Annotated in this window: 29 protein-coding genes, 1 tRNA gene and 1 pseudogene; 25 read left to right on the top strand and 6 right to left on the bottom strand. The window is 65.9% G+C overall.

The features are described from left to right. Positions 1–18: 18 nt before the first annotated feature. Positions 19–95 (top strand) — tRNA-Arg (locus FFS08_RS00565). Positions 96–344: 249 nt separating this feature from the next. Beyond that, entirely contained in the window at positions 345–614 is a 270-nt protein-coding gene (locus FFS08_RS23945; RefSeq protein ID WP_241213342.1) for a hypothetical protein, read from the top strand. A gap of 9 nt (positions 615–623) precedes the next feature. Here FFS08_RS23945 and FFS08_RS23940 read toward each other — a convergent pair. The 3 genes and pseudogenes from FFS08_RS23940 to FFS08_RS00550 form a co-directional block, all read right to left on the bottom strand. Beyond that, positions 624–1,706: pseudogene (locus tag FFS08_RS23940) on the bottom strand (recombinase family protein); the annotation flags it as partial. A 436-nt stretch (positions 1,707–2,142) separates the two neighbouring features. Further along, complete coding sequence (locus FFS08_RS00555; protein ID WP_086129724.1) at positions 2,143–2,436, bottom strand: type II toxin-antitoxin system RelE/ParE family toxin; 294 nt, start codon at positions 2,434–2,436, stop codon at positions 2,143–2,145. Next, positions 2,433–2,702: a CopG family ribbon-helix-helix protein gene (locus FFS08_RS00550; protein WP_086129725.1), complete on the bottom strand. Its 270-nt coding sequence runs from the start codon at positions 2,700–2,702 to the stop codon at positions 2,433–2,435. The genes FFS08_RS00555 and FFS08_RS00550 overlap by 4 nt, the downstream gene beginning before the upstream one ends. A gap of 461 nt (positions 2,703–3,163) precedes the next feature. Here FFS08_RS00550 and FFS08_RS00545 point away from each other — a divergent pair, with 461 nt between their 5' ends. Further along, positions 3,164–5,203: a ParB/RepB/Spo0J family partition protein gene (locus FFS08_RS00545; RefSeq protein ID WP_086129726.1), complete on the top strand. Its 2,040-nt coding sequence runs from the start codon at positions 3,164–3,166 to the stop codon at positions 5,201–5,203. 94 nt (positions 5,204–5,297) lie between these two features. Here FFS08_RS00545 and FFS08_RS00540 read toward each other — a convergent pair whose 3' ends face one another. Further along, a complete protein-coding gene (locus FFS08_RS00540; RefSeq protein ID WP_086129727.1) occupies positions 5,298–5,897 on the bottom strand; it encodes a DUF5677 domain-containing protein in 600 nt (199 codons plus the stop codon). A gap of 108 nt (positions 5,898–6,005) precedes the next feature. Next, positions 6,006–6,128: a hypothetical protein gene (locus tag FFS08_RS24170; RefSeq protein WP_256924155.1), complete on the bottom strand. Its 123-nt coding sequence runs from the start codon at positions 6,126–6,128 to the stop codon at positions 6,006–6,008. A 338-nt stretch (positions 6,129–6,466) separates the two neighbouring features. Between FFS08_RS24170 and FFS08_RS00535 the strand changes: the two genes are divergently transcribed. From FFS08_RS00535 to FFS08_RS00520, 4 genes are all read left to right on the top strand, one after another. Then, positions 6,467–6,766 (top strand): DUF736 domain-containing protein, encoded by a 300-nt coding sequence (locus FFS08_RS00535; protein WP_086129728.1) that lies wholly within the window; start codon positions 6,467–6,469, stop codon positions 6,764–6,766. Positions 6,767–6,945: 179 nt separating this feature from the next. Continuing rightward, positions 6,946–8,079: a hypothetical protein gene (locus tag FFS08_RS00530; protein WP_137861103.1), complete on the top strand. Its 1,134-nt coding sequence runs from the start codon at positions 6,946–6,948 to the stop codon at positions 8,077–8,079. Between the two features lie 7 nt (positions 8,080–8,086). After that, positions 8,087–8,644: a hypothetical protein gene (locus FFS08_RS00525; RefSeq protein WP_086129730.1), complete on the top strand. Its 558-nt coding sequence runs from the start codon at positions 8,087–8,089 to the stop codon at positions 8,642–8,644. 339 nt (positions 8,645–8,983) lie between these two features. Continuing rightward, positions 8,984–9,826 (top strand): DUF932 domain-containing protein, encoded by an 843-nt coding sequence (locus FFS08_RS00520; protein ID WP_086129731.1) that lies wholly within the window; start codon positions 8,984–8,986, stop codon positions 9,824–9,826. Between the two features lie 155 nt (positions 9,827–9,981). Here the strand turns inward: FFS08_RS00520 and FFS08_RS00515 are convergent, their stop codons facing one another. Further along, positions 9,982–10,203, bottom strand: a complete 222-nt coding sequence (locus tag FFS08_RS00515; protein WP_425338744.1) for a helix-turn-helix domain-containing protein — start codon at positions 10,201–10,203, stop codon at positions 9,982–9,984. A gap of 171 nt (positions 10,204–10,374) precedes the next feature. Between FFS08_RS00515 and FFS08_RS00510 the strand changes: the two genes are divergently transcribed. From FFS08_RS00510 to trbL, 18 genes are all read left to right on the top strand, one after another. After that, complete coding sequence (locus FFS08_RS00510) at positions 10,375–10,647, top strand: DNA -binding domain-containing protein (RefSeq protein WP_086129733.1); 273 nt, start codon at positions 10,375–10,377, stop codon at positions 10,645–10,647. A 52-nt stretch (positions 10,648–10,699) separates the two neighbouring features. Then, a complete protein-coding gene (locus FFS08_RS23935; RefSeq protein ID WP_349304136.1) occupies positions 10,700–11,014 on the top strand; it encodes a transcriptional regulator domain-containing protein in 315 nt (104 codons plus the stop codon). After that, positions 10,908–11,576 (top strand): DUF2285 domain-containing protein, encoded by a 669-nt coding sequence (locus FFS08_RS23930; protein WP_200888830.1) that lies wholly within the window; start codon positions 10,908–10,910, stop codon positions 11,574–11,576. Before FFS08_RS23935 ends, FFS08_RS23930 begins: the two co-directional genes overlap by 107 nt. A 128-nt stretch (positions 11,577–11,704) precedes the next feature. Then, the gene (locus tag FFS08_RS00495; protein ID WP_015459426.1) at positions 11,705–11,971 is read left to right on the top strand and encodes a helix-turn-helix transcriptional regulator; all 267 of its coding nucleotides are present in this window, start codon (positions 11,705–11,707) and stop codon (positions 11,969–11,971) included. After that, the gene (locus FFS08_RS00490; protein WP_137861104.1) at positions 11,968–12,474 is read left to right on the top strand and encodes a DUF2840 domain-containing protein; all 507 of its coding nucleotides are present in this window, start codon (positions 11,968–11,970) and stop codon (positions 12,472–12,474) included. Before FFS08_RS00495 ends, FFS08_RS00490 begins: the two co-directional genes overlap by 4 nt. Next, positions 12,471–13,040, top strand: coding sequence for a S26 family signal peptidase (locus FFS08_RS00485; RefSeq protein WP_086129736.1), 570 nt, complete (start codon positions 12,471–12,473; stop codon positions 13,038–13,040). Before FFS08_RS00490 ends, FFS08_RS00485 begins: the two co-directional genes overlap by 4 nt. 23 nt (positions 13,041–13,063) lie before the next feature. Beyond that, entirely contained in the window at positions 13,064–13,399 is a 336-nt protein-coding gene (locus tag FFS08_RS00480) for a DUF736 domain-containing protein (RefSeq protein ID WP_086129737.1), read from the top strand. Positions 13,400–13,403: 4 nt separating this feature from the next. After that, positions 13,404–14,327 carry a lytic transglycosylase domain-containing protein gene (locus FFS08_RS00475; protein WP_086129738.1) on the top strand — a complete coding sequence of 308 codons (924 nt, stop codon included), beginning with the start codon at positions 13,404–13,406 and terminating at the stop codon, positions 14,325–14,327. 238 nt (positions 14,328–14,565) lie between these two features. After that, a complete protein-coding gene (locus FFS08_RS00470; protein WP_086129739.1) occupies positions 14,566–16,323 on the top strand; it encodes a relaxase/mobilization nuclease domain-containing protein in 1,758 nt (585 codons plus the stop codon). A 19-nt stretch (positions 16,324–16,342) separates the two neighbouring features. Beyond that, entirely contained in the window at positions 16,343–18,316 is a 1,974-nt protein-coding gene (locus tag FFS08_RS00465; protein WP_086129740.1) for a conjugal transfer protein TraG, read from the top strand. Positions 18,317–18,325: 9 nt separating this feature from the next. Next, a complete protein-coding gene (locus tag FFS08_RS00460; RefSeq protein ID WP_086129741.1) occupies positions 18,326–18,751 on the top strand; it encodes a ribbon-helix-helix domain-containing protein in 426 nt (141 codons plus the stop codon). A 171-nt stretch (positions 18,752–18,922) separates the two neighbouring features. Further along, positions 18,923–19,909 (top strand): P-type conjugative transfer ATPase TrbB, encoded by a 987-nt coding sequence (gene trbB, locus FFS08_RS00455; RefSeq protein WP_086129742.1) that lies wholly within the window; start codon positions 18,923–18,925, stop codon positions 19,907–19,909. Beyond that, positions 19,906–20,238 (top strand): TrbC/VirB2 family type IV secretion system protein, encoded by a 333-nt coding sequence (locus FFS08_RS00450; RefSeq protein ID WP_086129743.1) that lies wholly within the window; start codon positions 19,906–19,908, stop codon positions 20,236–20,238. The genes trbB and FFS08_RS00450 overlap by 4 nt, the downstream gene beginning before the upstream one ends. After that, a complete protein-coding gene (locus tag FFS08_RS00445; protein ID WP_086129744.1) occupies positions 20,238–20,507 on the top strand; it encodes a VirB3 family type IV secretion system protein in 270 nt (89 codons plus the stop codon). Before FFS08_RS00450 ends, FFS08_RS00445 begins: the two co-directional genes overlap by 1 nt. Further along, complete coding sequence (gene trbE, locus FFS08_RS00440; protein ID WP_086130083.1) at positions 20,504–22,954, top strand: conjugal transfer protein TrbE; 2,451 nt, start codon at positions 20,504–20,506, stop codon at positions 22,952–22,954. The genes FFS08_RS00445 and trbE overlap by 4 nt, the downstream gene beginning before the upstream one ends. Beyond that, entirely contained in the window at positions 22,951–23,673 is a 723-nt protein-coding gene (gene trbJ / locus FFS08_RS00435; protein WP_086129745.1) for a P-type conjugative transfer protein TrbJ, read from the top strand. Before trbE ends, trbJ begins: the two co-directional genes overlap by 4 nt. A gap of 12 nt (positions 23,674–23,685) precedes the next feature. After that, entirely contained in the window at positions 23,686–24,003 is a 318-nt protein-coding gene (trbK-alt, locus tag FFS08_RS00430; RefSeq protein ID WP_086129746.1) for a putative entry exclusion protein TrbK-alt, read from the top strand. Beyond that, positions 24,000–25,307 (top strand): P-type conjugative transfer protein TrbL, encoded by a 1,308-nt coding sequence (gene trbL, locus FFS08_RS00425; protein WP_086129747.1) that lies wholly within the window; start codon positions 24,000–24,002, stop codon positions 25,305–25,307. The genes trbK-alt and trbL overlap by 4 nt, the downstream gene beginning before the upstream one ends. Positions 25,308–25,311: the final 4 nt, after the last annotated feature.

Raw genomic sequence — 25,311 nt, 5'->3', positions numbered from 1 at the left:
AAGGCACCCCTCCACAGCGCGCCCGTAGCTCAGCTGGATAGAGCATCAGACTACGAATCTGAGGGTCGGACGTTCGAATCGTTCCGGGCGCGCCATTTCGGTTCAAAGGCGCGAACGCCTAGCACCGCCGCCTCTACGCCAGAGGCGGCGGTTAGGGTTCGGAGCAACTCACTGCGCAGGCCGCGAATCCGAACCTCCGTCTTGCTGACCACCTCGACGCGCTGCGCGACCGCCCGGATATGATCGCGGGCAAATGAGCCATCGCCCTGACGCAGCTTCTTGCGCGCCGCCATCGCAAAGGCACGCAGGCTCTCTGGCGTGATCGCAGGACCGATCTTCTCGATATGCGCCACCGCCCGCTCGGCATCGCCCCTGGCTTGATCGCGGGTTGCCGTCAGTTCGGCGATCCGATCCTTGAGCGACGAATCGCTCACGTCGATCACACCATTCTCGATCGCGTCATAGAGTCGCTTGAGCTTCGCTTCGGCCTCGGTCGCGCGGCGCTCCAGATCGGCGACATGGAGCCGCCGCTGATCCACCCATTCGTCGCGGCGTTCGAGAATCTGATCCATCATCTCTTCAAGCCGCTTCGGATCGAGCAGTCGCCACTCTAGATGCCCGACTACGGCTTCGTTCAGCCGATCCATCGGGACCGTGATGCCAGGGCAGCCCTTCGCGCCCTGCCGCGCCTTCGTGGAGCAAGTGTAATAGCGATACTCGCGGCCGACGCTGCTGGTGCCGGTGCGCAGCGTCATTGCGCCGCCGCAGCACGCGCAGAAGCAGATACCCGTGAGCAGCGTTGGGCCGCCCACGGCCATCGGCGGCATCATCTTCGGGCTGCGTGCCTTGAGCGACCGCTGCACGGCCTCGAACTCCGCCTCCGAGACGATGGCGGGCACTTCCATGATCGCGTGCTCGCTCTCGGGCTTGGGGGCTTTGGTGCGATAATCCCGATAGTTGAACTTGTGCTGGCCGATATAGGTCGTGCGGGTGAGCACCTGATGCACGGCTCCAAGCCCCCAGCGCCCGCCGTCGCGGGTGCGGATATTGTTGTCGTTGAGCCAGGTCGCGATTGCCTTGAGGCCCATCGGCCCGTTGTCATCAACGCCGTTCAGCGCCATCCGGTAGATGCGCCGCACCGTCTCGGCCTGGATCGGGTCGATCTCCAGCTTCTTCTTGATCTTCGCGCCGCGGTGGCCAGCCTCGACGATCCGATAGCCGATGGGTGGCCGCGCGCCGTTCCAGAAGCCTTGCCGCGCATTCTCCTTCATCGATCGCAGCGTGTGCTTGCCGTTCTCTTTCGACTGATATTCGTCGAACAGCGTCATGATCTGGCGCATCATCACGCTCATCGGATCGTCGCCCAAATCTTGCGTAATCGAGATCAGCCGCACGCCATTCTTCGCCAGCTTGCGGACGTAGAACTCGAACTGAAACTGGTCGCGGAAGAAGCGCGAGAAGCTGTGGACCAGGATCACGTTGAACGGCGACGGCTTCTGCATCGCTGCGTCGATCATCGCCTGAAATGCCGGCCGACGATCATCGGTCGCGGTGTTGCCCGGTTCGACGAACTCGGCCGCGACCTCCCAGCCGCGCGACAGGCAATAGCCTTCGATCTGGCGGCGCTGGTCGGGGATCGACAGGTCGCTCTCGGCCTGGCGGCCGGTGGAAACGCGCAGATAGAGCGCGGCGCGAGCTATTGCCATGACCGGCGGGGTGTCCTCGACGCGAAGGGCGGCGTCGGTCATGGCCTTATCCTCCTTAGTTCACGGCAGGGGGCCGAACAGGTCGTCCAGCTCCTTGCGCAAATGGCCTTCGATGACGCGCAACTCGGCGTCGCCGATCGGCACCCGCTCGGGCCAATCGTCCGTGACCGCGAATGGCCCGCAATCTTTGATGGCGCGAGCGCGGGACGGCGCGCGCTTCGCTGGCGCCTGCATATAGTCGTGCAGGTCGTCGAGACCGTCCGACCAGCCGCGCGGCGCGCGACGACGACGTTTGCGAGACAGGGCCATGCGCCGATGCTGATGCCCGGCTGGGCTGGGTGCAAACGGTCCGGCCCGGCGTAGCGCAGATAAGTGTTCAGGGCGGCTTTGCCGCCGAACGCCGCGTCGCGGCCCGTGGTCGCCAGCGCCATCGCCGTTACTCCTCCGACTCGAAGCTGCGGTTTTCGCGGCAATGCCAGAGGCGCAGAATGAAGATGGTCGCCGCTACGAGCTCGTAGCGCATCTCGTAATTGCCCACGATGATCCGGCGGACCTCGCGCGGCTCATAGGCTTCCAGCTTCTCGCCGATCCTCGGATAATCGAGCAGCCGATCCGGTGCGTGGGCGAGCTGCTGGACCACGCGCGCTGCCGCTTCGGGCGCGACCGGGCTCAGATGCTCGTGCAGACGCACAAGGTCCGACGACGCCTTGCTGGTCCACTGGATCTTCATTTGATCGGTGAGGGCAGCGGTTTGTCCGTCCCAAGGCTGTCGGCCCATGCCGTGATCGCCTGGTGGTCGATCACCCGTCCGGCATCGACGTCATCAAGGGCTTCGAGCGTCATCCGGTGACGTTCCTCCTCCTGATCGACCCATGCGGCGAGCGCTTGTTTCATCACCCAGCCGCGCGAGCGTTCGAGCCGCGAGGCCATCGCTTCAACCTTTTCCGCGAGCCCCAAGGGGACGTGCGCGGTCAATACCTTCGTCTCAGTCGCCATGTTTATCACCTGCCATCAATCTGATTAAAATATAATCGAAATGACGAGAAAGGCAAGTTGGGCGGGGGGGGCGCCTCCCTGCGGGACCGCCGCTCTATCTCCGCTGCACTCCGACCGAGCCCCTGACGGGTCTCGTCCCTGCCGGGTGACGATTAGCATGGCGGGTTGGCGCTGACGCGCTGGTTGGCAATCCGCATCGCGGATTGTCGCTATTCAATGCTGCGGAGATCGGGCCAGGGCTGCGCCGGCCCGATCGCGCTGCTGTGTCGTTTCACTCCCGCGATGGGGTGGGCGTCGCTTCCCTTTAGGCCCGCCGCGCCGGGCCGCAACGCGCGTGGCCGCGCTTACTTCCTCTTCGTTCCAGCCCTTCGGGTGCGTCCCGGCTCCGTCGGCGGGCCTGCCGGTCGCTTCTTCGCCGCCCACCCCATTCCGGGGTGAGTGCGGTTTTTAGGAGAAGTGTGATGAACGCTGTTACCGAAACCGTTGCTGCCGAGCCTGTATCGGGCGTCGAGATTTTCGTGCCGCTCGCCAAGCTCAAGAAGTCCCCGCGCAACGCCCGTAAGGTGCCGCATGGGGAGGCCGCTATCGAGGCGCTGGCCGCGTCGATCCAGCATAAGGGGCTGATCCAGAACCTTGTCGTGGAGCCGGAAACCAAGGAGGACGGGACGCCGACCGGCTATTATCTCGTTACCGCTGGCGAGGGCCGCAGGCTGGCGATGCTGCTGCGCGCCAAGCGCAAGCAGATCAGGAAATCCGAGCCGGTGCGCTGCTGGCTGGATACCGCCAACGATCCGTCCGAGATCAGTCTGGACGAGAACGTGACCCGGACCCCGATGCACCCCGCCGACCAGTTCGAGCGGTTTGCGGAGCTTTCCAATGATAAAGGCTGGGGCGCGCAGGAGATCGGCGCGCGGTTCGGCGTGTCGGCGGGCGTGGTGAAGCAGCGGCTTCGCCTTGGCGCTGTCAGCCCCAAGCTGTTGCAGGTCTATCGTGAGGATGGGCTGACCTTGGATCAGCTTATGGCCTTCGCCATCACCGAGGACCATGCCCGGCAGGAGCAAGTGTTTGAGGGCCTGCATCACAATCGCGAACCTTGGATCATCCGGCGCGACATGACCGCCGCCAACGTGCCCGCCGATGATCGCCGTGCGGTATTCATCGGGGCCGACGCCTATGTTGAGGCCGGCGGCAATATCATCCGCGACCTGTTCAGCGAGGACCGTGGCGGGTTCTTCGAGGATGTGGGCTTGCTCGATATGCTCGCCGCCGAAAAGCTGCGCGACATTGCGAGCGAGGTGCAGGCCGAGGGCTGGAAATGGGCCGAGGCGCATATCGACTATCCTCATGCCCACGGGATGCGGCGTTTCTATCCGCAGCCCATCGCCCTGTCCGACGAGGACGAGGCGCGGCTGGACGCGCTGTCCGCCGAGTATGATACGCTTGCCGATGGCTATTCGTCCTATGACGAAATGCCCGAGGACGTTGCGGCGAAGCTGGAGGCGGTGTCCGACGAGATCGACACGATTTCGGCCAAGCGTTCGGCCTACGACGCCAATGTGATCGCGCATGGTGGGGCGTTCGTCGTGTTGCACCATGATGGCAGCGTTCGAGTCGAACGTGGTTTCGTGCGGCTCGAGGATGAGGCGCTGGCCGACCCACAGCCCGAGCCGGAAGAAGGCGATGCGACCGTCCCGGAGACCGGGAAGGACGAGCGGCCGGAGGATGGCGATGAGGACGTGCAGGACGTTGAGGAGGAAGAGGAGCCGGGCAAGCCGATTTCCGACAGCCTCACCCGCGACCTGTCCGCGCATCGGACGCTGGCGCTTCGCGTGGCGCTGGCCGATCAGCCCGATACGGCGTTGATCGCGCTGACCCATACCCTGACCGCGCAACTGTTCTACAGCTATGCCGAGGCCGGTTGCCTTGAGGTTCGTCCGACCGTGACCCCCCTGGGAAGCCATGCGGACGGGATCGAAGACACGCCCTTGGCGGCGCGGGCGAGCGCGCAGCATGAGGCATGGGCCGAGCGCATGCCGCGTGACGTGGCTGACCTGTGGGACTTCATCGTCGGACTGGCGGACGAAAAGCGCATTGCGTTGCTGGCGCATTGCGCGGCGCGCACCGTCAACGCACTGCGTCTGCCGTGGGACCGCAAACCCCGCTCGCTGCAAACGGCGAACAGGCTGGCGACCGAGCTGGCACTGGACGTGGCGAGGGACTGGACACCTACCGTGGACAGCTACCTTGGCCGTGTCACCAAGGCGCATATCGTGGAGGCCGTCGCCGAAGGCGTGTCGGAGGATGCCGCCCGCCGTATCGCGGACATGAAGAAGCTGGACATGGCGCAAGCCGCCGAGCAGCTTCTGGCCGGGACCGGCTGGCTGCCCGCGATCCTGCGGACGCCCGAGCCGGAGGCGGAGCAGCCCGCGACCGTCGAGGCCGAGGACGCCGGGACCGTCGGGGAGGACGGCGAAGCGTCCTTTGCCGTCGCCGCCGAATAGCGGCATTGGGCCGGGGCCGCGCGAGCGGCTCCGGCCTTATCCTTCGACCGGAAAAATCGCGGCGGCGCGCTTGTCGCGCGCCGCCGCTGTTCGATCAAGGTGCGTCCTGAAGGCCCAGCAAGGTGCGGTGAGCCTTCTCCAGGCGGTCGGGTTGCCGGCCTTCCTTCATCATGACTTCGAAATAGCGGGTACAGCGAAGCATCGCGTCGAGCGCGAAGGACAGCGCTTTCGGGATCTCCGTTTCGAACGGACCCAGAATATTGGTCACGCCGCCTTTGCCATTTCTCTTCTTCAAGCCATCGAGACTGCTGCTGGACAGATGGCCGTAAAAAGCGCTGACCAAACGATATTCGAGATAACCCGACCGTTTCGGCATGGTCTGGGCGATCTTTTTAACACTGAGGCTCTTTCGTTTGGCTAGCTTCGCAACGTGATGCGCCTCGCGCTTCAGCGACGCCGCGACAACGGCGGCATCCGAGGGATGCTCTTCGCGAAGTAATATCTCCCGTTGGATCGCATTGTCGTGCTCGTCGATCTCCAGCGCTTCGAGCGCCTTGAGTGGATCGGTGGCGAGCAGGCTCAGCCAGAATCCCACTTCGTAGATCGCGCGCACGGCGCCCGCCGCTTCGATGGCCATGGCGCGTTCGGCCAGCATGACAGATGCCGCGAACGCGTTCATCGCGCGCCCATACATGCGCACCGCTGTCGGGGCTTGCGCATCAGCCGGCCCACCATTGCCGGCGTCCTGATGTTCCTGGAAGAGCCAGGTGGCGTAACGATTAACGTCGCGCGCCAGGTCGAATCATGGCGCATAATTCTCGATGTAGATCGCCCGCCAGTCCTCGATCAGGGGCGAGAGCAATCCTTCCTCCGCCAGTCCCTCGCGAGGGTCTTGGTCTTCCCGCTGGTAGTCGTGATTCGTCATCGCACCGGCGTAGCATCTTCGCGGGAATGATGGGCGCTACTGACCTCCTCGTTTCGCGCGTGTGCGCCACGATCGCTTTGTCCCTCTGCTATTCCTAGCCCGGCGCTGCCCAAACAGCCTCCCCAATGGCTGGTCTGCCCGAGGCCGTTCGCCTTCCCGCAATGGCGGATCGCCACTTTTTTCCGCCGCCTGCGGCTTTGCATCGCGAGGCAAAAAAGCGGCGCTCCGCCATCCTCCGCTGCGCTGCGGCCCTTCGGGTGCGCGGTCGATCGTCCCCAGCCGACGAAACGCCATCGAGGCCGCGATGGGCGCGGTCCGAGCAAGCAGGAGAATACGACATGGCTACGATCGGTACCTTCACCGCCAACAGCAAGGGCGAGTTCGCCGGCGTCATCAAGACGCTTACCCTCAACACCAAGGCGACCCTCCGCCCGGTCGACAAGGACGGCGAGAAATCCCCCGACTTCCGCATCAGCACCGCTGACATGGACATCGGCGCGGCCTGGAAGAAGACCAGCCGCGAAGGCCGCGACTACATCTCAGCCAAGCTGGACGACCCGAGCTTCCCGGCTCCGGTCTACGCCACGCTCTCCGAGAGCGACACCGCCGGCGAATACGTCCTCATCTGGTCGCGCTGACCAGCCAATGACGCCCCGCTCCTCGGAGCGGGGCGTCATTCTCGTCGAAACAGCACGCCGTCTTGACGACAAATGCAAAGCCGTCCCAATCGACGATTACGTTCTGCCGAGCTTCTGTTACTGCGGGTCGAGGGGGGATCGTGGCTCATCTATCAGTAACCGCGTTAGCGTCCGAGACGATGGCTGCACTCACACATGCTGCGGTCCAGGCATCGTCGACGCCGTTACCTGTCGCAGCGCCGCCTGCTTCCAGTATGGTCGTGTGGGCGGCGATCATCGGCGCAACCAGCGCGCTACTCGTCTCGATATTAAAGGACTATCTCTTCGAGCGTTTGAAAGAACGGCGCGTCAGGGAGCAATCGGAGGCTACTGTATATCGTCAGTATCTGGCGCCGCTAAGCGAGTCCTGCGAGAAGATCGTCTGGCGATCGAAAGAAATATTTATCGACAAGCGGCATGCGTTTTTGAAGACTTCCACGCTTCCGTTAGATTTCAACGCCTACAAGCGGATCAGCACACTCTACAGGATCGCGACGCTGATCGGGTGGATTCGGGGGATGAACCTTGAGTTGCGTGCCCTGCCGCGTGGAAAAACAAACGTCGCCACGCCGATTTCAAAGCAGATCGCAGCTTTTCAAAAGGCGCTCGCGGACGGACCACACGTTGAACTCCATCGCCTGACGCGACTTAGCGCCCTTTGGGGTATCGATCTCACAAGGCTCGATCAGACCTGCCAAGCAGCCCTAGCCATGCGCTTCGAAGTGGAGGCTCACACAGCCACTGAGGGTAAACTGAAATCAGACCCCGATCACCTTCGGAGTCTTCCCGTCGATAAAAAGTTGGAAATTTGCCGACGTCTTGCCGCGTATCTCGCCAAGGAAACGGGGGGCAAGGCGCCGGATGACGATGTTGTAAGAGAAACCGTAGAGCGCGCCGTCGGCGGATTGTCCTACCGTGAAGCGCTGCTCTATCGCGATTGGCAGGACGCGCTGGGCGACGCGATGATTGAACGAGACCCGGATTCTGTCCGGCGGTTCCGTATCATCGGATATGAGAAATTCACGCGGCTCCTGGAAACCGATGCTCCTTGGTTCGCGGTGCTCTCCAGAAGCATCGACGACATAGACTTTGACGAAATCGACCCCAGTGATTTTCGGTCGCAGCAACTGCGGGATTTGTCGGCTGCCGTCGCTTCCATCCTCATCGGCATCGCCGGAACCAAGGATGCATCTCTAGTCGACGCGACGACCCTTGAAGCCGCGGCCGGATTACAAAAGGCAATTGCGGAAGCCACTCAGACCGCAGGAGCATGATGTAACAATGGAGATGATCAGCGTCCCGATTTCCATAGCGTCGCTCGCCGTTTCGGTCGGTACCTTCTGGTTGGTCCTTCTTCGCCGAGGGCGCTTGGCAATGACGATGCCGACGATCGTGTTTTTCGGCCATGACATCGTGCCAAAACCCACACCTAAGATCTTCCTTCGGACGCTGCTCTACAGCACCGCTGCTCAGGGACAGGTTGTCGAAGGCATGTATGTTAAGGCGCTCAGGAACGGCACCGAACGGACGTTCAGCTTCTGGGGTTATGGCGAAACCGAGAAGCTGTCCGCCGGCAGCGGTCTATATATCAGCCGTGCGGGGCTGGCCGCCAATCATCATTTCGTTCTTTCCGTCCATGAGGACGAATATCGGTTCGAGCCCGGCGATTATGCGATCACTGTCTATGCCCGCGTCGTCGGGCGACGGAAGCCCCTCAAACTTTCCAGCATTTCCATCACGCTCAATGATGAGCTGGCGGCAGAGCTTCGACTACAAAGGGGTGTACTCTTCGAGCGGAATCTGGACGGCCGCTACGAGGGGCACGCCCGCGACAGATGACCTGCCGACCGCGTCTATGATTCCCCACGGCTAAGCGATCGGGCCGAGATCGTTGGGGAACAGAGAAGGATGCGGTTCGAGCCGACTGACATTTTCGGGATATGTGATGTCGAAGCGCTAGCGCCGGGAAGCGCTTGCTTTGACAACAACAAGGGGCTTGGGGCGCTGCCCCTGGCGCCCTTCGGAGCGGCTTCCGCCCAGCTTCCTCCACGCTTCGCGTTCCGTGCAGCCGGTTCCCCGCGAAGCAGCCCACTCCGGTTGCACCCCCGGTCTCGCCGACGGGCAGGGTTTCAGCGCGGCGCTCCGCTGCGCGGAAACCCAAGCCCAAGGAGTCCAGCCATGTATCATCAGCTTGCCACCCGGTTCGGCCGCAATGCCCACCAGATCAGCGGCAGGGAGCCGCTCGACAATGAGGCACTGTATCGGCACGTCCCGTCCATCTTCGCCCGCGAGGCACACGACAGCCGGTCGGATCGCTACGTCTATGTTCCGACCATCGACATCGTGGAGGGGGTGCGCCGGGAAGGATGGTTCCCGTTCTTCGCCGTGCAGTCCGTTCCCCGCGACGGCAGCCGCCACGGCCACGCCAAACATATGCTGCGCCTGCGCCGTGCTGACGGCATCGGCAAGCCCGAGGCCGCCGAGGTCATCATCGTCAACAGCCATGACGGGACCAGCGCCTATCAGATGTTTGCCGGGATGCTGCGGTTCGTCTGCACGAACAGCATGATTGCGGGCGAGCGGTTTGAGGAGGTCCGCGTTCCGCACAAGGGCAATATAGAGCATGACATTATCGAGGGCGTTTATACCGTGGCCGAGGATTTCCCCCGGCTGATCGACGCCAGCGAAACCATGAAGGGGATTCAGCTTTCCGAGGACGAAAGGCGCTTGCTCGGCGAGGTTAGCCTTGTCGCGCGCTATGGCGAGGACGAAAGCCCGTTGCGGCCTGAGCAGATCATCGAGCCGCGCCGCCGCGAGGACACCGACCGCAGCCTGTGGACCACGTTCAACGTGATACAGGAGAATGTCATTCGGGGCGGGTTGCAGGGCCGCAGGCGCAACGCAGAAGGCCGCATCCGCCGCGCCCAGACCCGTGCGATCAACGGTATCGACCAGAATGTGACGCTCAATCGCGCTCTCTGGACCTTGGCCGAGGGAATGCAGCGCCTCAAAGCGGCCTGACCCCCATTACCGCAGGGCCGAAATGTCGGCCCTGCGGTTCCGCCAATTCGCGCCGATCCGCCATGGCGGACCGGCGGCGACCGCGCGTCCCAAGATCCGCGCGGTCGCAATCGCGCTCGCCGGGCAGACGCCCGGCTCGCAAATTCAGATGAAGGTTAGTCGGTCTCGGAGAGATCGGTCGCAGCGACAAGTTCGGCCGGCGTTACGCCGAGTGCCGAGGCCAGGTGAAACAACGTAACGACCGTCGGATTACGTCGACCGCGTTCCAGATCGCTGACATATTGTTGGGTAAAGCCGGACGTCTCGGCAAAGCGCTCCTGGGTAAAGCCCTTCTCCTTCCTCAATCTGGCAAAGTTCAATCCCACGAGGCGCCGCATGTCCATGCGCGGCAAACTGGACGATACAACTTATTCGGTTTATCCCATATAAGGTGTATTCACTGATTGGTGCGCGCTATCTCTGCCATTAGTGCATTCAACGATGCAGGACTTGCGCATAGCCCGGCGGTGTATTTCGGCTAGATTGGCTAACGGGGCGGGACCAACGCCATGAGCAGATGCCAGTTCAAGGATCAGGCGCCGGAGGCTGCAAAGGTGACGGCGTATGACGAAAGCCATGCGCAGGACTATCTGCGCCTGCTCGATGCCGAGGATGGGGGCGCAGACTGGCGCACCGTCGCTGCCGAGATTTTCGGTATCGATGCCGCAATCGAACCCGAACGGGCGAAGGCGGTGCACGCGAGCCACCTCGCGCGCGCAAGGTGGATGACAGAGGTCGGATATGCACATCTGCTAGGTGCGGAACCGCCGTTAAATCGTTAATATTTCGTCCGATTTGGTGCGATTAAGTCGTCAGTCCCGCCGCGCGACAGGCATGGCTGAGCGCAACCTTTGCGCTATCTGGGGGCGATCACGACGCCATCATGACACCCCTGAAGTATGTGCGATACGCACATGGGAGGATGCCATGCCGACGCCGCCACGGCGTCGCCAGCGGCGCGCCGATGGTCTATCCGGCGCGCTCGGGCGCGCCGATCTAGCTGCCGAATTCCTGCGAAGGAACCACACCTACCGCGCCGAACATGCGCAGATGCAGCAAAGCATCGCGAGCGGCGCCGTCGCGAGGAACACCGCCGAGGCGGCATTCGCGCGGCGCTGGGGGTTGTCCTTTCGCGACGGCGCCGGATGACCTGTCGGAGCCGGTCGCCTGGCGCCCCGAACTGACCGCCGTCACGGTCATTCTGGACGCCGCACCGGAGGGATTTGAGGCAGCAGCCCCGGTCGATCCGCGCGCGCTGGGTGCGCTGCTTGCCGACCTCGCCGGGATCGACGGACGCCATGTCATCGTCGCCGACGCTGCGGGCGAGCATCGGCTTTGGTTCCGCGCGCCGACGCCCGGTCAGCCGCTCGCCGCCGTCATCCCGCTCGACAAGGATTTCATCACCCGCATCGCGAGCCTGCTGCGTTTCCACCGCCGGCTGCTCGGGCGAGCGCCAGGGCCACTGCCGCGCGGTTGGCCGCTCACCGCCTATCGGCTTGTCCGGCTCGACCTGATGCTCTGCGCGCTCGACCTACGCGACTCCGGCGCGACCTACCGCGAGATCGCTGCCGAACTGGGCCGCGACGATGCGATCCGGCTATCGGCGAGCGACTGGAAGATGTCGGCCTCACGTTCGTTCGTCGTGCGCCTGGTCCGCGACGGCATCGCAATGATGAACGGCGACTATCGCAAGCTGCTCCGTATCCGCTGACAGATCTTTGCGGGCCTGCCCTGGCGGGGGTGGTCGCATCCGTGCAGCCGCACATCTTCATACCCCACCTGGCCGCCTCCCTTCTGACAATTACGCCTCCTGCCGCCACCGCCCGCAGGAGCCATCATTTGTCCGATACGCCCACCAATTTGCCGCCCCGCTTCCTGCGAACGCCCGAAGCCGCGCGCTTTCTCGGCCTCTCGGGCCGGACCCTTGAGAAGCACCGCTATTTCGGCACCGGCCCGGCCTACCGCCGGATCGGCGGCCGCGTCGTCTATTCGGTCGATGACCTGCGCGCCTGGGCCGACATCGGCATCAAGCATTCGACCTCCGATCCGGGGCAGGACGATCTCATGCCGCGCGCGGACTCCGCCATCGCCCGGAGCCGGCGATGAACGTCCCTCCGTCACCCATGCGCCACCGCCAGCCGTCCGATGACGACATGACCTGCGTCGAGCTGACGTGGATCGAAAAGCGGATCGAGCACTGGATCAGGTTCGGCCGCGTCGCGGCGGACGAGATTGTCGACCGCCGACGCCGCATCGTCCGCTTTCGCCCCGGCGCGATCTTCGCTTTCGTCCGCTGGGCGGCGAACGACTACGGCACGGTCAGCTCGCGCATCGATATCGTGCGCGCGGTCGGCGCGGGCGAGGCGTTCACGACGCTGCCCTTCGTGCGGCCGGGCGGCGACATCCTGCTCAAGATCGAGGGTTGGCCGAAGGTCAGCCAAGTGCTCGCGGCGATCGACGCGACCGAGGCCGCGCGCGTCGATCCCTGCGACGCCGCGCCCGACCATTGGCGGCACGTCGCCAACCGCATCGCCGCCGGACAAGCGCCGCGTCTCTACACGCTTGAGCGCCATCACGCCTGGCTGAAGCGCCGGGAGATCGAGGGATGACGCGCCGCTTCTATGTCCGCGCCACTGTCGCTGCCGCAACCGGGTTCACGGCTGCTTTCGCTGCGATCGCCGCCATTCATCCCGTGCCGCGCGTGCTGTGGAACGCCAGCGCCAGCGCGCCGCTCGGGCTCTACCGGATCGAGCCCGAGCGCGACCCGCCGCCCGGCGCGCTGGTCGCCGTCACGCCGCCCCAGCGTCTCGCGCGCTGGATGGCCGAGCGCCATTACCTGGGCGAAGGCGTGCCGCTGCTGAAGCATGTCGCCGGCAAGGCAGGACAGCGCATCTGCCGGCTGGGCGACAGCGTGAGCGTCGATCGGCGGCCCGTCGCTGTTGCGCGCAAGCGCGACCGGCTCGGCCGTCCACTGCCCGTCTGGCAGGGCTGTCGCACACTGGCGACCGGCGAACTGCTGCTGCTCAATCCTGCCGTCCCCGACAGCCTGGACGGCCGGTATTTCGGCTCGCTGCCGGCCTCAACCGTGATCGGCCGCGCAATCCCGATCCTCACCCGCGATGCCCCCGGCGCGCCGCTGACGTGGCGCGGCTGGAGCCGTGAACCCCGCACCTAGCCGCCAACTGAAAGGACCATCCCATGCAAATCGGCATGTTCACCCGCACCCCCAAAGGTTTTCAGGGCCGGATCGAGACGATGACGCTCGACGTGGCGCTCCGCATCGTTCCGGCAGAGCCGCAGGACGGCGAGAACGCGCCCGACTGGCGTGTCCATCTTGGCAAGACCGACAATGGCCCGGAGGTGGGCGCAGGCTGGAACGAGACCGGCGAGCGCGCTGGCGACTACGTCTCGCTGCGCCTCGACGATCCCGGCTTCTCGCAGCCGATCCGCGCCGCGCTGTTTCGCATCGGCGATGAGGATAGCGCCTGGGCGCTGCGCTGGAACCGGCCGCAAAAGCGCCGCGAGGAGGATTGAAGCGGTGCGCGTCTCGATCATCCCCTGGTTCGCGGGAAAACCGTCTCATCCCTTCGTCCCGCTCGGTCGCGGGTCGGCCGGCGCGCGCAGCGAAGGTCAAGGGCGGTCAACGGCCGGCGCTCTGCGCGCACCCTTTACCGCAGCGAGCACGCTGGCAGGTTGGCGTAGAAGCGGAGTCGGATCGGCTCTGGCGCTGACGATCCTGCTGTTTTTGCCCGGCGTCGGGCCGGTCGCGGCATCGGCGCAGGATGTCTCCGCCGATCGCGCGCCGGCCCATCATCCCTATGCCGGATATGTCGCCGACGCCGCGCGGCGGTTCGGCATTCCCGAGGCGTGGATTTGGGCCGTGATGCGCGTCGAGAGCAACGGCGACGCGCGCGCGGTTTCGACGGCCGGCGCGATGGGGCTGATGCAGATCATGCCCGCGACTTGGGGCCGTCTGCGCGCACGCTACGGGTTCGGCGCCGACCCCTTCGACGTGCGCGACAACATCATGGCGGGGACGGCTTATCTGCGCGAGATGCACGACCGCTACGGCGATGCCACCGCGATGCTCGCAGCCTATAACGCCGGGACCGGACGCACCGACGATTACCTGTCGCGCGGCCGTCCACTGCCCGCTGAAACCCGCGCCTATCTCGGAAGGCTGGCGTCGATCACGGGCGGGGGCGGCGATACTCGGCTTGCCGCCGCGTCGCTTCCCGATCCGTTGGCCTGGCGTCGCGCCGCGCTGTTCGTGCGCGTGGCGAGTGCGCAGGATGCGATGTCCGGCGTCCAGTCCGGTGGCGGGTTCACGGCGTCCGCATCGGCGCCTGAGCCGCCGTCTGTCAGCCCCGCGACCGACAGCTCGCAGGCCGTTCCGCAGCGTGAAGCTGCTCCGGCCGACACGCTGTTCGTTCCCCGCGCCCGCGCGGGCCGACCGCAATGACCGGCGGCCTCCTTCGATCGTTTGCCCCCCTCGGTTTGAAGGGCGAAGGGGCAGGAAGAAGTCGGAGGGGACGAGGGCAAGATACAAGCCGCACCCCGTTTCGCCGAAAAGCCGAGGCTTTTCATGTGGCTAACGTGGGGGCGTCGGTCGGCGAGCGTGCCGCTCGGAAGGAAAAAGCTAGGCATTTCAACGCGCCGAACGGCACCACGGCCGGTTTTCGGCGGAAAGCGGCCCGACCATGAGCGACGAGCGCGAGTTTCGCGTTCGGCCGGGCAAGGCCAAGCGCAGCAAGGCGCAGGGCCGCAATGCCCGCGGGCTGGTCGCCGAGGTGCTGCGCGTCGCGGCAACGAGCGGCGGCAGCCAGCGCGGGGGCTGGGGCGGACCCAGCCGGCGCGGCCAATCGAGCTTCGGGAAGGGACGCACGGCGTTTGCGCGCAGTCGCCTGTTCGGCTCCGGCCGCCGCGTGCTGGTGAAGGCGCTGCCGGTGCGCCACCGCATCGGCGGCCGGCGCATGGCGCCGCTGTCCGCGCACATCGCCTATCTCAAGCGCGAAGGCGTGACCCGCGATGGCTCGCCGACGCGCATGTTCGACGCCGAGTCCGACCGCGCCGATGATCGCGCGTTTGCGGATCGGTGCAGGGACGACCGACATCATTTCCGCATCATCGTATCGCCCGAAGATGCGAGCGAGCTGACCGACCTTCGCGAATACACCCGCGACCTTGTGCGCCAGATGGAGGCGGACCTGGGAACGCGGCTCGATTGGGTCGCGGTCGATCACTGGAACACCGACAACCCGCACGTCCATCTGCTGGTGCGCGGGCAGACCGACCAGGGTGCCGATCTCGTCATGGCCCGCGACTATATCAGCCACGGCCTGCGCTCGCGCGCCGAGGAGCTGGCCTTCGCCGAGTTGGGGCCGAAGCCCGAGCATGAAATCAGCCAAGCGCTCGACCGCGAGGTAACGGCGGAGCGCTGGACCCGGCTCGACACCGAGATCGGCCGCGTTGCCGACGAGCTGGGCGTCATCGACCTGCGCCCGGAGCGACCAGGCCCGGACGATCCGTGGCTCCGCCGCCTGATGGTCGGGCGCTTGCAGCACCTTGAGACGATGGGGCTCGCCGCCGAGGGCGAGCCGGGCCAATGGGCGGTCGCCGAAGGCGCGCAGGCGAAGTTGCGCGAGCTAGCCGCGCGCGGCGACATCATCCGCACCATCGGCCACGCGCTCAAGGATCACGGACAAGACCGATCGCTCGACAGCTATGCGGTTCTGAGCGACACGCCCGAGAAGCCGATCGTGGGTCGGTTGATCGGCAAGGGGCTGCACGATGAACTGACCGGCGCCGCCTATGCCGTGATCGACGGCACGGACGGCCGCGCGCATCATGTCCGCTTGCCCGGCATCGAGGGGCTGGAGCACAGCCCCAAGCTCGGCGGCATCGTCGAGCTGCGCGCGGTCGGCAAGCCCGGCGAGCCGAAGCCGAGCCTGATCCTCGCAACGCGATCGGACCTCGACCTGTCGGCGCAGGTCAAGGCGCCCGGTGCGACCTGGCTGGACCATCGCCTGATCGAGCGCGGCGTGGGCGTCGCGGACGGCGGGTTCGGCGCCGAGGTGCGCCGCGCGATGGACGCGCGCACCGACCATCTGGTCAAGGAAGGGCTGGCGCGCCGGTTCGGCGAGCGAACGGTGTTCGAGCGCGGTCTGATCGACACGCTGCGGCGGCACGAGCTGGACTCGGTTGGCGCGAAGATCGCGGGCGAGACGGGCCTTGCCTATCGGCCGACGCAAGCGGGCGAGAAGATCGCCGGCGTCGTTCGCCAGCGGCTCGCGCTCGCGTCCGGCCGCTTCGCCCTGATCGACGATGGCCTCGGCTTCCGCCTCGTACCCTGGGCAAGCGCCCTCGAACAGCAGCTCGGCCGTCAGGTGTCCGGCGTGATCCGCGACGGCGGCGGGCTCGACCTGATGATGGGCCGCAAGCGCGGCCTCGGCCTCTAGCCAGCGCAAGGAGACAAGCATGTCCGCGACCAAGATATTGTGGGGCCAGGTCATCACCGTGTTCCTGATCGTGCTCGCCGGTGTGTGGGGCGCGACGCAGTGGACTGCGGCCGCGCTCGCCTATCAGCCCGAGCTTGGGCCGCCCTGGTTCATGGCTTTCGGCTGGCGGGTCTATCCGCCGCCGGCCTTCTTCTGGTGGTGGTTCTCGTTCGATGCCTATGCGCCAGCCATATTCCAGACCGGGGCATTCATCGCCGCGTCGGGCGGGTTCGTGTCGATCGCTGTCGCAATCGGCATGTCCGTGTGGCGCGCGCGCGAGCTGAAGAACGCGGAGACATACGGCTCGGCGCGCTGGGCCAGCGAGAAGGAAATTCGCGGCGCAGGGTTGCTGGGGCCGAACGGCGTCGTGCTCGGCAAGCTCGCGCGCGATTATCTGCGTCACGATGGCCCCGAGCATGTGCTGTGCTTCGCGCCGACGCGGAGCGGCAAAGGCGTCGGTCTGGTCGTGCCGTCGCTGCTGACCTGGCCGGGATCTGCGATCGTCCATGACATCAAGGGTGAGAACTGGCAGCTCACCGCCGGCTTCCGGTCGCGGCATGGGCGCGTGCTGCTGTTCGATCCGACCAACGCTGCATCAGCCGCCTACAATCCGTTGCTCGAAGTGCGGCGCGGCCAGTGGGAGGTGCGCGACGTGCAGAATGTCGCCGACGTGCTGGTCGATCCAGAAGGCAGTCTCGAGCGTCGAAACCACTGGGAAAAAACTTCGCACTCGCTGCTAGTCGGCGCGATCCTCCACGTCCTCTATGCCGAAGCCGACAAGACGCTGGCCGGCGTGGCGTCGATTCTCTCCGATCCGTCACGCACAATCGAGCAGACGCTAGCCGCGATGATGGCGACGCCGCACCTGGGTGAAGCGGGCGTGCATCCTGTCGTCGCCTCGGCCGCGCGCGAACTGCTGAACAAATCCGACAACGAGCGGTCAGGCGTGCTCTCGACCGCCATGTCGTTCCTCGGGCTCTATCGCGATCCTGTCGTGGCGCAGGTCACGCGGGCGTGCCATTGGCGCATATCGGATCTGGTCGAAGGCGAGACGCCGGCGACGCTCTATCTGGTCGTGCCGCCCAGCGACATCTCGCGGACCAAGCCGCTAATCCGCCTGATCCTCAACCAGATCGGACGCCGGCTGACCGAGGAGCTGACACCAAAGGGCAACCGCCAGCGCGTGCTCCTGATGCTTGACGAGTTCCCGGCTCTCGGCCGGCTCGACTTCTTCGAGTCCGCGCTGGCGTTCATGGCGGGCTATGGCTTGAAAGCGTTCCTGATCGCACAGTCGCTCAACCAGATCGAGAAGGCATACGGGCCGAACAACGCGATCCTCGACAACTGTCATGTCCGGGTGAGCTTCGCCACCAACGACGAGCGCACCGCCAAGCGCGTGTCGGACGCGCTCGGCACCGCGACCGAGATGCGGGCGATGAAGAACTACGCCGGGCATCGCCTGTCGCCGTGGCTGGGGCATTTGATGGTGTCGCGCTCCGAGACCGCTCGCCAGCTCCTCACGCCCGGCGAGGTGATGCAACTTCCGCCCGGCGACGAGATCGTGATGGTAGCGGGTGTCCATCCGATCCGCGCGAAGAAGGCGCGCTACTTTCAGGATCGCCGCCTGTCCGAGCGGATCATGGACGCGCCCAAACCGAGTGCGGGCGCGGCGCGGGCCGACGACTGGACCGGCCGTGCCGCCGCCGCCGATCCGGCCGACGTGGCGCGGATCGTGCGGGCGCAGGAGGACGCCGCCAATGGCGGGCTCCGCCGTGAACCCGAGCTGCCCGAGCATGTCGCCATCGCGCCGGAGGCATCACCACCGCCCGCGCAGGAGTTTGCAATCGTCGATGACGAGCAGGACGATGTGGCGCGGCAGGCGGCCGTCCGTCGCCGGATGCAGGGGCTCGCACGTCAAGCGTCGCTCGCCCCCGGCGACGGCATCGAGTTGTAGGCAGCGGTCATGCGCGTTCGGCTCAACGTCTATTTTCCGCCCATGCTCGCCAAGCAGATCGACGAGTTGGCGATCCGGCGACGCATCTCGCGATCGGCGATCGTGGAGGCGGCGGTCACGTCCTATCTGTCGCCGGACGGCGCAGATCGGATGGAGGCGGCATTTGCCCGGCGGCTCGACCGCCTATCGCGCCAGGTCCAGCGGCTTGAACGCAATACGGGCCTTTCGACAGAGGCGTTGGCACTGTTTGTTCGCTTCTGGCTGTCGGTGACGCCGCCGCTGCCGGACGAGGATCAAGCCGCCGCCCAAGTGAAGGGTCGCAAGCGCTATGAGGGCTTCGTCGAAACGCTCGGCCGGCGCTATGCGAGCGGCAAGAGCCTGCTCGACGAGATCCCCGAAGATGTGCGGCCCAAATCCGCGACCGATTCGGAGTAAACGCGGGCCGATTGCAGGAACGGCCAGCGGGCCGATCCGCCATCGGTAAGTTTCTGCCGCCGCCTCTACTACGCCTTCAGCTATCTGTTGCTTAGGCCCCGTTTCTGCCTCTCTTGATGTGCCCCGACAGCCGGGCGGCGGTTCGCCCGGCCCTTATGAGGGGCCAGTTCCTTGACCGTTCACCCGATCCGATCCGAGGCGAAGTCACGCGGCGCGAGAATGCTGCGGACGGCTCTCGGATCGTCGATTGCAGCCTGGCTCGACGATCCGGCTGTGATCGAGGTCATGTTGAACCCAGACGGGCGGCTGTGGGTCGATCGCCTCGGCGACGGGATCAGCGACACCGGCGAGCTGCTGTGCGCCGCCGATGGCGAACGCATCGTCCGCCTAGTTGCGCATCATGTCGGCGTCGAAGTTCACGCCAAGTCCCCGCGCGTTTCGGCCGAATTGCCCGAAGGTGGTGAACGGTTCGAGGGACTGCTTCCGCCTGTCGTCGCAGCCCCGGCTTTCGCGATCCGTAAGCCCGCCGTCGCGGTGTTCACGCTCGACGATTATGGGGCGGCCGGGATCATGTCGGCGGCCGAGGCGGCGGCGCTGCGCGATGGTGTTGCGGCCCGCGCCAACATCCTGGTCGCGGGCGGCACCGGCAGCGGCAAGACCACCCTGGTCAACGCGCTCTTGGCCGAGGTCGCCAAGACCGCCGACCGTATCGTCTTGATCGAAGATACGCGCGAGCTGCAATGCGCCGCGCCCAACCTCGTCGCCATGCGGACCAAGGATGGCGTCGTTTCGCTTTCCGATCTCGTCCGGTCCTCGCTCCGCCTGCGGCCCGATCGCATCCCGATCGGCGAGGTGCGCGGCGCTGAAGCGCTCGACCTGCTTAAAGCCTGGGGGACCGGGCACCCCGGCGGCATTGGCACCATCCACGCTGGAACCGCGCTCGGCGCGCTGCGCCGTATGGAACAGCTCATTCAGGAAGCCGTCGTCACGGTCCCCCGCGCGCTGCTCGCCGAGACCATCGACCTGATCGCCGTCCTGGTCCGCGATGGGCATGGCCGCCGTCTCGCCGAGCTGGCGCGTGTCGAGGGGCTGGACCCCATCACCGGCGACTACCGCATCGCTTCGCTTTCCCAACCCCAGCCAGGAGACGTCAAATGATCCATGCCCTTCGGCATGGCGCACACCGCGCCATGCTCGCCGCCACCGCCAGCGTGATCGCGCTGACTGCTGCTGTTCCCGCTTATGCGTCGGGATCATCGATGCCGTGGGAAGCGCCCCTTCAATCCATCCTCCAATCGATCGAGGGGCCGGTCGCAAAGATTATCGCGGTCATCATCATCATCGTGACCGGCCTGACCCTCGCGTTCGGCGACACATCGGGCGGCTTCCGGCGGCTGATCCAGATCGTGTTCGGCCTGTCGATCGCCTTCGCCGCGTCGAGCTTCTTCCTGTCGTTCTTCAGCTTCGGCGGCGGGGCGCTCGTCTGATGGAAGCGAGCGAGCCGATCGCGGGCTTCTCCGCTCCCGTCCACCGGGCGCTGACCGAGCCGATATTGCTCGGCGGCGCACCGCGGGCGCTCGCCATCGTCAACGGGACGCTGGCGGGCGCGATCGGTCTCGGCCTGCGTCTCTGGATCGCGGGCCTCGTCATCTGGGCGATCGGCCATGCGCTCTCGGTCTGGGCTGCGCGCCGCGACCCGCAGTTCGTGGACGTCGCCCGCCGCCACCTCCGTTACCCGACATGGATGCAGCCATGATGAGCCTTCGCGAATACCGTGGGCATGCGGCCCATCTCGCCGACTTCCTGCCTTGGGCCGCACTGGTCGGCGCGGGCGTTGTTCTGAACAAGGACGGCAGCTTTCAGCGCACAGCCCGTTTCCGCGGCCCCGATCTCGACAGCGCCACGCCGGCCGAGCTGGTCGCCACGACCGCACGACTGAACAGCGCGCTGCGCCGGCTCGGATCAGGCTGGGCGATCTTCGTCGAAGCCCAGCGCACACCCGCGCTCGACTACCCGGAGTCGGAATTTCCCGATCCCGTCTCAGCGCTGGTCGATCTGGAGCGGCGCGAACAGTTCAGCGAGGAGGGCGCACACTTCGAGAGCCTCTATTTCCTGACGTTGCTGTGGATGCCGCCGGCCGAGGAAAGGGCACGCGCCGAAGGCTGGCTCTATGAAGGGAAGTCCACCAACGGCGTCGATCCGTGGGAGCTGCTCAAGGGCTTCACCGATCGCAGCGACCGTGTGCTGAATCTGGTCGAGGGCTTCGTGCCCGAAGTCCGCTGGCTCGATGACGCCGAGACGCTGACCTACCTGCACAGCACCATTTCTACCCGACGCCAGCGTGTGCGTGTTCCCGAAACGCCCATGCACCTCGACGCGCTGCTCGCCGACGAGCCGCTGACGGGCGGGCTGGAGCCGCGCCTGGGCGACCATCACCTCCGCACACTCACCATCGTCGGATTCCCGAGCGTCACATTCCCCGGTCTGCTCGACGAACTGAACCGGCTCGCCTTCGAGTATCGCTGGTCCACCCGCGCGGTCATGCTCGACAAGACCGATGCGACCAGGCTGCTGACCAAGATCCGGCGGCAATGGTTCGCCAAGCGCAAGTCGGTCGCCGCCATATTGAAAGAGGTGATGACCAACGAGGCATCGACGCTGCTCGACAGCGACGCCTCTAACAAGGCGGCCGATGCCGACATCGCTCTGCAGGAGCTGGGCGCCGACTATGCCGGCATGGCTTATGTCACCGCGACGGTGACGGTGTGGGACCGCGATCCCGCCATTGCCGCCGAAAAGCTGCGGCTCGCCGAGAAGGTCATCCAGGGCCGCGACTTCACGGTCATCCCCGAGGGCATGAACGCGATCGAGGCGTGGCTGGGAAGCCTCCCCGGTCACACTTACGCCAACGTCCGCCAGCCCCCGATCTCCACTATCAATCTCGCCCACCTGATCCCCCTGTCAGCAGTATGGGCGGGGCCGGAACGGGACGAGCATTTTGGTGCTCCCCCCTTGCTCTATGGCAAGACCGAAGGCTCGACCCCGTTCCGGTTTTCCCTTCACGTCGGCGACGTCGGCCACATGCTGATCGTCGGTCCGACCGGCGCGGGCAAATCCGTGCTGCTTGCGCTGATGGCGATGCAGTTCCGCCGCTATGGGCGTGCGCAGGTCTTCGCCTTCGACTTCGGCGGTTCGATCCGCGCCGCCGCGCTCGGCATGGGCGGCGACTGGCAGGATTTGGGCGGGACGCTCGCCGACGAGGCCGGCGACGGCGTGCAGCTCCAGCCGCTCGCCCATATCGACGCGCCTGCCGAGCGGGCATGGGCGGCCGAATGGCTGGCGGCGATCTTCGCGTCCGAGGGCGTCGCGGTCGATCCGCAGGCCAAGGAGCATATCTGGTCGGCGCTTGGTTCGCTGGCGTCGGCGCCGATCGGCGAACGCACGCTCACGGGTCTTGCTGTCCTGCTACAATCGCAGCAGCTCAAGCAAGCGCTCGCCTCCTACTGCATCGGCGGGCCGTGGGGCCGGCTGCTCGACGCCGAAGCTGAACGGCTCGGCGAAGCCTCGGTGCAGGCGTTCGAGACCGAGGGCCTGGTCGGCGCCGGCTCGGCCGCAGCCGTCCTGTCCTACCTGTTCCACCGGATCGAAGGCCGGCTCGACGGCTCGCCAACGCTCATCATCATCGACGAAGGCTGGCTGGTACTCGACAGCCCGGACTTCGCCGCCCAGCTCCGCGAATGGCTGAAGACGCTCAGGAAGAAGAACGCCAGCGTCATCTTCGCCACCCAGAGCCTCGCTGACATCGAAACGTCGAGCATCGCCCCGGCCATCATCGAAAGCTGCCCGACGCGTATCTTCCTGCCCAACGAACGCGCGGCCGAGCCGCAGATCGCGGCCATCTATGAGCGCTTCGGCCTCAATGTCCGCCAGATCGAAATCCTCAGTCGGGCGACGCCGAAGCGCGACTATTACTGCCAGTCACGGCGGGGAAATCGCCTGTTCGAGCTGGGCTTGGGCGAGGTCGCGCTGGCCTTCGCCGCCGCGTCCTCGAAAACCGACCAGCTCCGCATCGCCGAATTGATCGAAACCCACGGGCAATCCGCTTTCGCGGCCGAATGGCTGCGCCATCGCGGCTCTGCCTGGGCCGTCGAGCTTCTTCCCCCCGATCCTCGGCATCAACCTCAGCAGGAGTTACCGCTATGACCAGAATGAATCTTCGCCCCGCCGTCCTGGCCGGCGTGCTCGCTGCCACGGCCATCGCGCCGGTGGCCGCTCCGATGCCGGCTTACGCGCAGTTCGGTTTTGGTGGGATCGTCTATGACCCGACCAATTATGCGCAGAACGTGCTGACGGCGGCTCGCTCGCTCCAACAGATCAACAACCAGATCCAGCAAATCCAGCAGCAGGCGACGAGCCTCATCAACGAGGCGAAGAACCTTGCCTCGCTGCCGTTCAGCCAGCTCCAGCAGTTGCAGCAGCAGGTTCAGCGTACCCAGCAGTTTCTCGGCCAGGCGCAGCGCATCGCCTATGATGTGCAGAACATCCAGCAGGCGTTCACCAGCCGCTACACCGGCTCGGCGCTGACCGGCACGCAGGCGCAGATGGTCGCCAACGCGAATGCGCGTTGGCAGGATAGTGTCGGCGCGTTCGAGGACTCGCTGAAGGTACAGGCGGGTGTCGTCGGCAACATCGACGGCGCGCGCACGACGATGACCGGCCTGGTCTCGGCCAGTCAGTCGGCGACCGGCGCGCTTCAGGCCGCGCAGGCTGGCAATCAGCTTCTCGCGCTGCAATCGCAGCAGCTCGCCGACCTGACCGCCGCCGTCGCGGCGCAGGGCCGCGCGCAAGCGCTCGAATCCGCGCGGCATACGGCCGAGGAGGCGGAGGGCCGCGAACGGTTCCGCCGCTTCATGGGCAACTGAGGATCGCGTCCGATGCTGCACGCATCCTCGCGCACGGCCAAGATCGCGGGCGTCGCCGCGCTGGCGGGCTTGATGATGGCGGTGGCGATCGTCGCCGCCGTCCACAAGCCTGAACCCGCACAAGCCCCGCCCGTCGCCGTGCGCGGGGAGGCGCGCCAGGACCGGCTCGCCCGCGAACTCGAACGCTGCGCGACGCTCACCATGCCAGACTCGGGCTGCGAAGCGGCCTGGGCCGAGAACCGCCGCCGCTTCTTCCGTCAAGATGCTCCCACGCCCGCGGTGGATGCCAGCAAACCCGCAGCTCCCGCAACCGAGACCCCCGCGCCATGAACGACACCAGCGTCATCGACACGTTCCTCAATGTCTTCACCCGCTACATCGACAGCGGGTTCGGCCTGCTCGGCGGCGAGGTCAGCTTCCTCTCGACCACATTGATCGCCATCGACGTGACGCTCGCCGGGCTGTTCTGGGCCTGGGGCGCCGACGAGGACGTGCTTCAGCGCCTCGTCAAGAAGACGCTCTACATCGGCGTCTTCGCGTTCATCATCGGCAATTTCTCCAACCTCGCCAACATCGTGTTCCAGTCCTTCGCCGGCCTCGGCCTCAAGGCGAGCGGCGGGGCGATGTCGCTGGGCGATTTCATGAAACCCGGCACGATCGCGGCGACAGGGTTGCAAGCCGCCAAGCCGCTGATGGATGCGGCAGGGCAATTCTCGAACCTGTGGGCGGTGTTCTCGAACCTCGCTTTGATCCTCGTGCTGTTGCTCGCCTGGGTCATTGTGGTGCTCGCCTTCTTCATCATCGCGGTGCAGGTCTTCATCACGCTGATCGAGTTCAAGCTGGTGACGCTGGCCGGCTTCGTGCTGCTGCCCTTCGCCTTCTTCAACAAGACCGCCTTCATGGCCGAACGTGTGCTCGGCCATATCGTCTCCACGGGCATCAAGGTGCTGGTGCTCGCGGTCATCACCGGCATCGGCACGACGCTGTTCAGCCAGTTCACTAGCGCAAACCTCGGCACGGCGCCCGACATCAATCAGGTCATGGCGATCGCGCTCGCTGCCCTGTCGCTGTTCGGCCTCGCCATCTTCGGCCCCGGTATCGCCAACGGCATCGTCTCGGGTGGTCCCGCACTTGGCGCGGGCGCCGCGGCCGGAACCGCGCTTGCCGCCGGCGGGGCGCTCGTCGGTGGCGCAGCCGCCGCCCGTCTTGGGGTCGGGGCGGCTGCCGGCGTGATCGGCGGCGCTGCCAGAGGTGGTGCGTTCGCATCGGGTGCGGCGAGCAGCGCCTATGCGCTCGGCTCAGCTGGCAAGACCGGCGGAGCGGCGGTTGCGGGCGGTGCGGCGGGCGTTGGCCGAGCGACCGCAGGCGCGGCCATGTCGCCGCTTCGCAAGGCCGCAGCATCCCTAAAAGATAGCTATCGCTCGGGCGGCCGCGCGGCCGTGACCGCAACGGGCGGCACGATCTCGGGGGGCACGTCGTCGCCCGCGCCGTCGGCTGATGGGCCGCCCACCTGGGCAGCGAACATGAAACGCCGCCAGACCATGACCCACGGCGCCACCGTCGCCGCCCACACGCTGCGCTCCGGCGACGGTGGCGGCAGCGGTGCGTCCGTCGACCTCAGCCAGAAGGACTAACCGC

The sequence above is a fragment of the Sphingomonas sp. 1F27F7B genome (assembly GCF_005503355.1).
Lineage (GTDB): Bacteria > Pseudomonadota > Alphaproteobacteria > Sphingomonadales > Sphingomonadaceae > Sphingomonas.
The sequence above is the reverse complement of the archived record's forward strand: the minus strand, read 5'-3'. Positions and strand labels throughout refer to the sequence as shown.

Excerpts from the sequence above, each read along its gene's own strand:
- FFS08_RS23945 (WP_241213342.1), top strand. The coding sequence starts at position 345 with ATGCGCCACCGCCCGCTCGGCATCGCCCCTGGCTTGATCGCGGGTTGC.
- FFS08_RS00555 (WP_086129724.1), bottom strand. The coding sequence starts at position 2,436 with ATGAAGATCCAGTGGACCAGCAAGGCGTCGTCGGACCTTGTGCGTCTG.
- FFS08_RS00550 (WP_086129725.1), bottom strand. The coding sequence starts at position 2,702 with ATGGCGACTGAGACGAAGGTATTGACCGCGCACGTCCCCTTGGGGCTC.
- FFS08_RS00545 (WP_086129726.1), top strand. The coding sequence starts at position 3,164 with ATGAACGCTGTTACCGAAACCGTTGCTGCCGAGCCTGTATCGGGCGTC.
- FFS08_RS00540 (WP_086129727.1), bottom strand. The coding sequence starts at position 5,897 with ATGTATGGGCGCGCGATGAACGCGTTCGCGGCATCTGTCATGCTGGCC.
- FFS08_RS24170 (WP_256924155.1), bottom strand. The coding sequence starts at position 6,128 with ATGACGAATCACGACTACCAGCGGGAAGACCAAGACCCTCGCGAGGGA.
- FFS08_RS00535 (WP_086129728.1), top strand. The coding sequence starts at position 6,467 with ATGGCTACGATCGGTACCTTCACCGCCAACAGCAAGGGCGAGTTCGCC.
- FFS08_RS00530 (WP_137861103.1), top strand. The coding sequence starts at position 6,946 with ATGGCTGCACTCACACATGCTGCGGTCCAGGCATCGTCGACGCCGTTA.
- FFS08_RS00525 (WP_086129730.1), top strand. The coding sequence starts at position 8,087 with ATGGAGATGATCAGCGTCCCGATTTCCATAGCGTCGCTCGCCGTTTCG.
- FFS08_RS00520 (WP_086129731.1), top strand. The coding sequence starts at position 8,984 with ATGTATCATCAGCTTGCCACCCGGTTCGGCCGCAATGCCCACCAGATC.
- FFS08_RS00515 (WP_425338744.1), bottom strand. The coding sequence starts at position 10,203 with ATGCGGCGCCTCGTGGGATTGAACTTTGCCAGATTGAGGAAGGAGAAG.
- FFS08_RS00510 (WP_086129733.1), top strand. The coding sequence starts at position 10,375 with ATGAGCAGATGCCAGTTCAAGGATCAGGCGCCGGAGGCTGCAAAGGTG.
- FFS08_RS23935 (WP_349304136.1), top strand. The coding sequence starts at position 10,700 with ATGGCTGAGCGCAACCTTTGCGCTATCTGGGGGCGATCACGACGCCAT.
- FFS08_RS23930 (WP_200888830.1), top strand. The coding sequence starts at position 10,908 with ATGCGCAGATGCAGCAAAGCATCGCGAGCGGCGCCGTCGCGAGGAACA.
- FFS08_RS00490 (WP_137861104.1), top strand. The coding sequence starts at position 11,968 with ATGAACGTCCCTCCGTCACCCATGCGCCACCGCCAGCCGTCCGATGAC.
- FFS08_RS00485 (WP_086129736.1), top strand. The coding sequence starts at position 12,471 with ATGACGCGCCGCTTCTATGTCCGCGCCACTGTCGCTGCCGCAACCGGG.
- FFS08_RS00480 (WP_086129737.1), top strand. The coding sequence starts at position 13,064 with ATGCAAATCGGCATGTTCACCCGCACCCCCAAAGGTTTTCAGGGCCGG.
- FFS08_RS00470 (WP_086129739.1), top strand. The coding sequence starts at position 14,566 with ATGAGCGACGAGCGCGAGTTTCGCGTTCGGCCGGGCAAGGCCAAGCGC.
- FFS08_RS00465 (WP_086129740.1), top strand. The coding sequence starts at position 16,343 with ATGTCCGCGACCAAGATATTGTGGGGCCAGGTCATCACCGTGTTCCTG.
- FFS08_RS00460 (WP_086129741.1), top strand. The coding sequence starts at position 18,326 with ATGCGCGTTCGGCTCAACGTCTATTTTCCGCCCATGCTCGCCAAGCAG.
- FFS08_RS00450 (WP_086129743.1), top strand. The coding sequence starts at position 19,906 with ATGATCCATGCCCTTCGGCATGGCGCACACCGCGCCATGCTCGCCGCC.
- FFS08_RS00445 (WP_086129744.1), top strand. The coding sequence starts at position 20,238 with ATGGAAGCGAGCGAGCCGATCGCGGGCTTCTCCGCTCCCGTCCACCGG.
- trbE (WP_086130083.1), top strand. The coding sequence starts at position 20,504 with ATGATGAGCCTTCGCGAATACCGTGGGCATGCGGCCCATCTCGCCGAC.
- trbJ (WP_086129745.1), top strand. The coding sequence starts at position 22,951 with ATGACCAGAATGAATCTTCGCCCCGCCGTCCTGGCCGGCGTGCTCGCT.
- trbK-alt (WP_086129746.1), top strand. The coding sequence starts at position 23,686 with ATGCTGCACGCATCCTCGCGCACGGCCAAGATCGCGGGCGTCGCCGCG.
- trbL (WP_086129747.1), top strand. The coding sequence starts at position 24,000 with ATGAACGACACCAGCGTCATCGACACGTTCCTCAATGTCTTCACCCGC.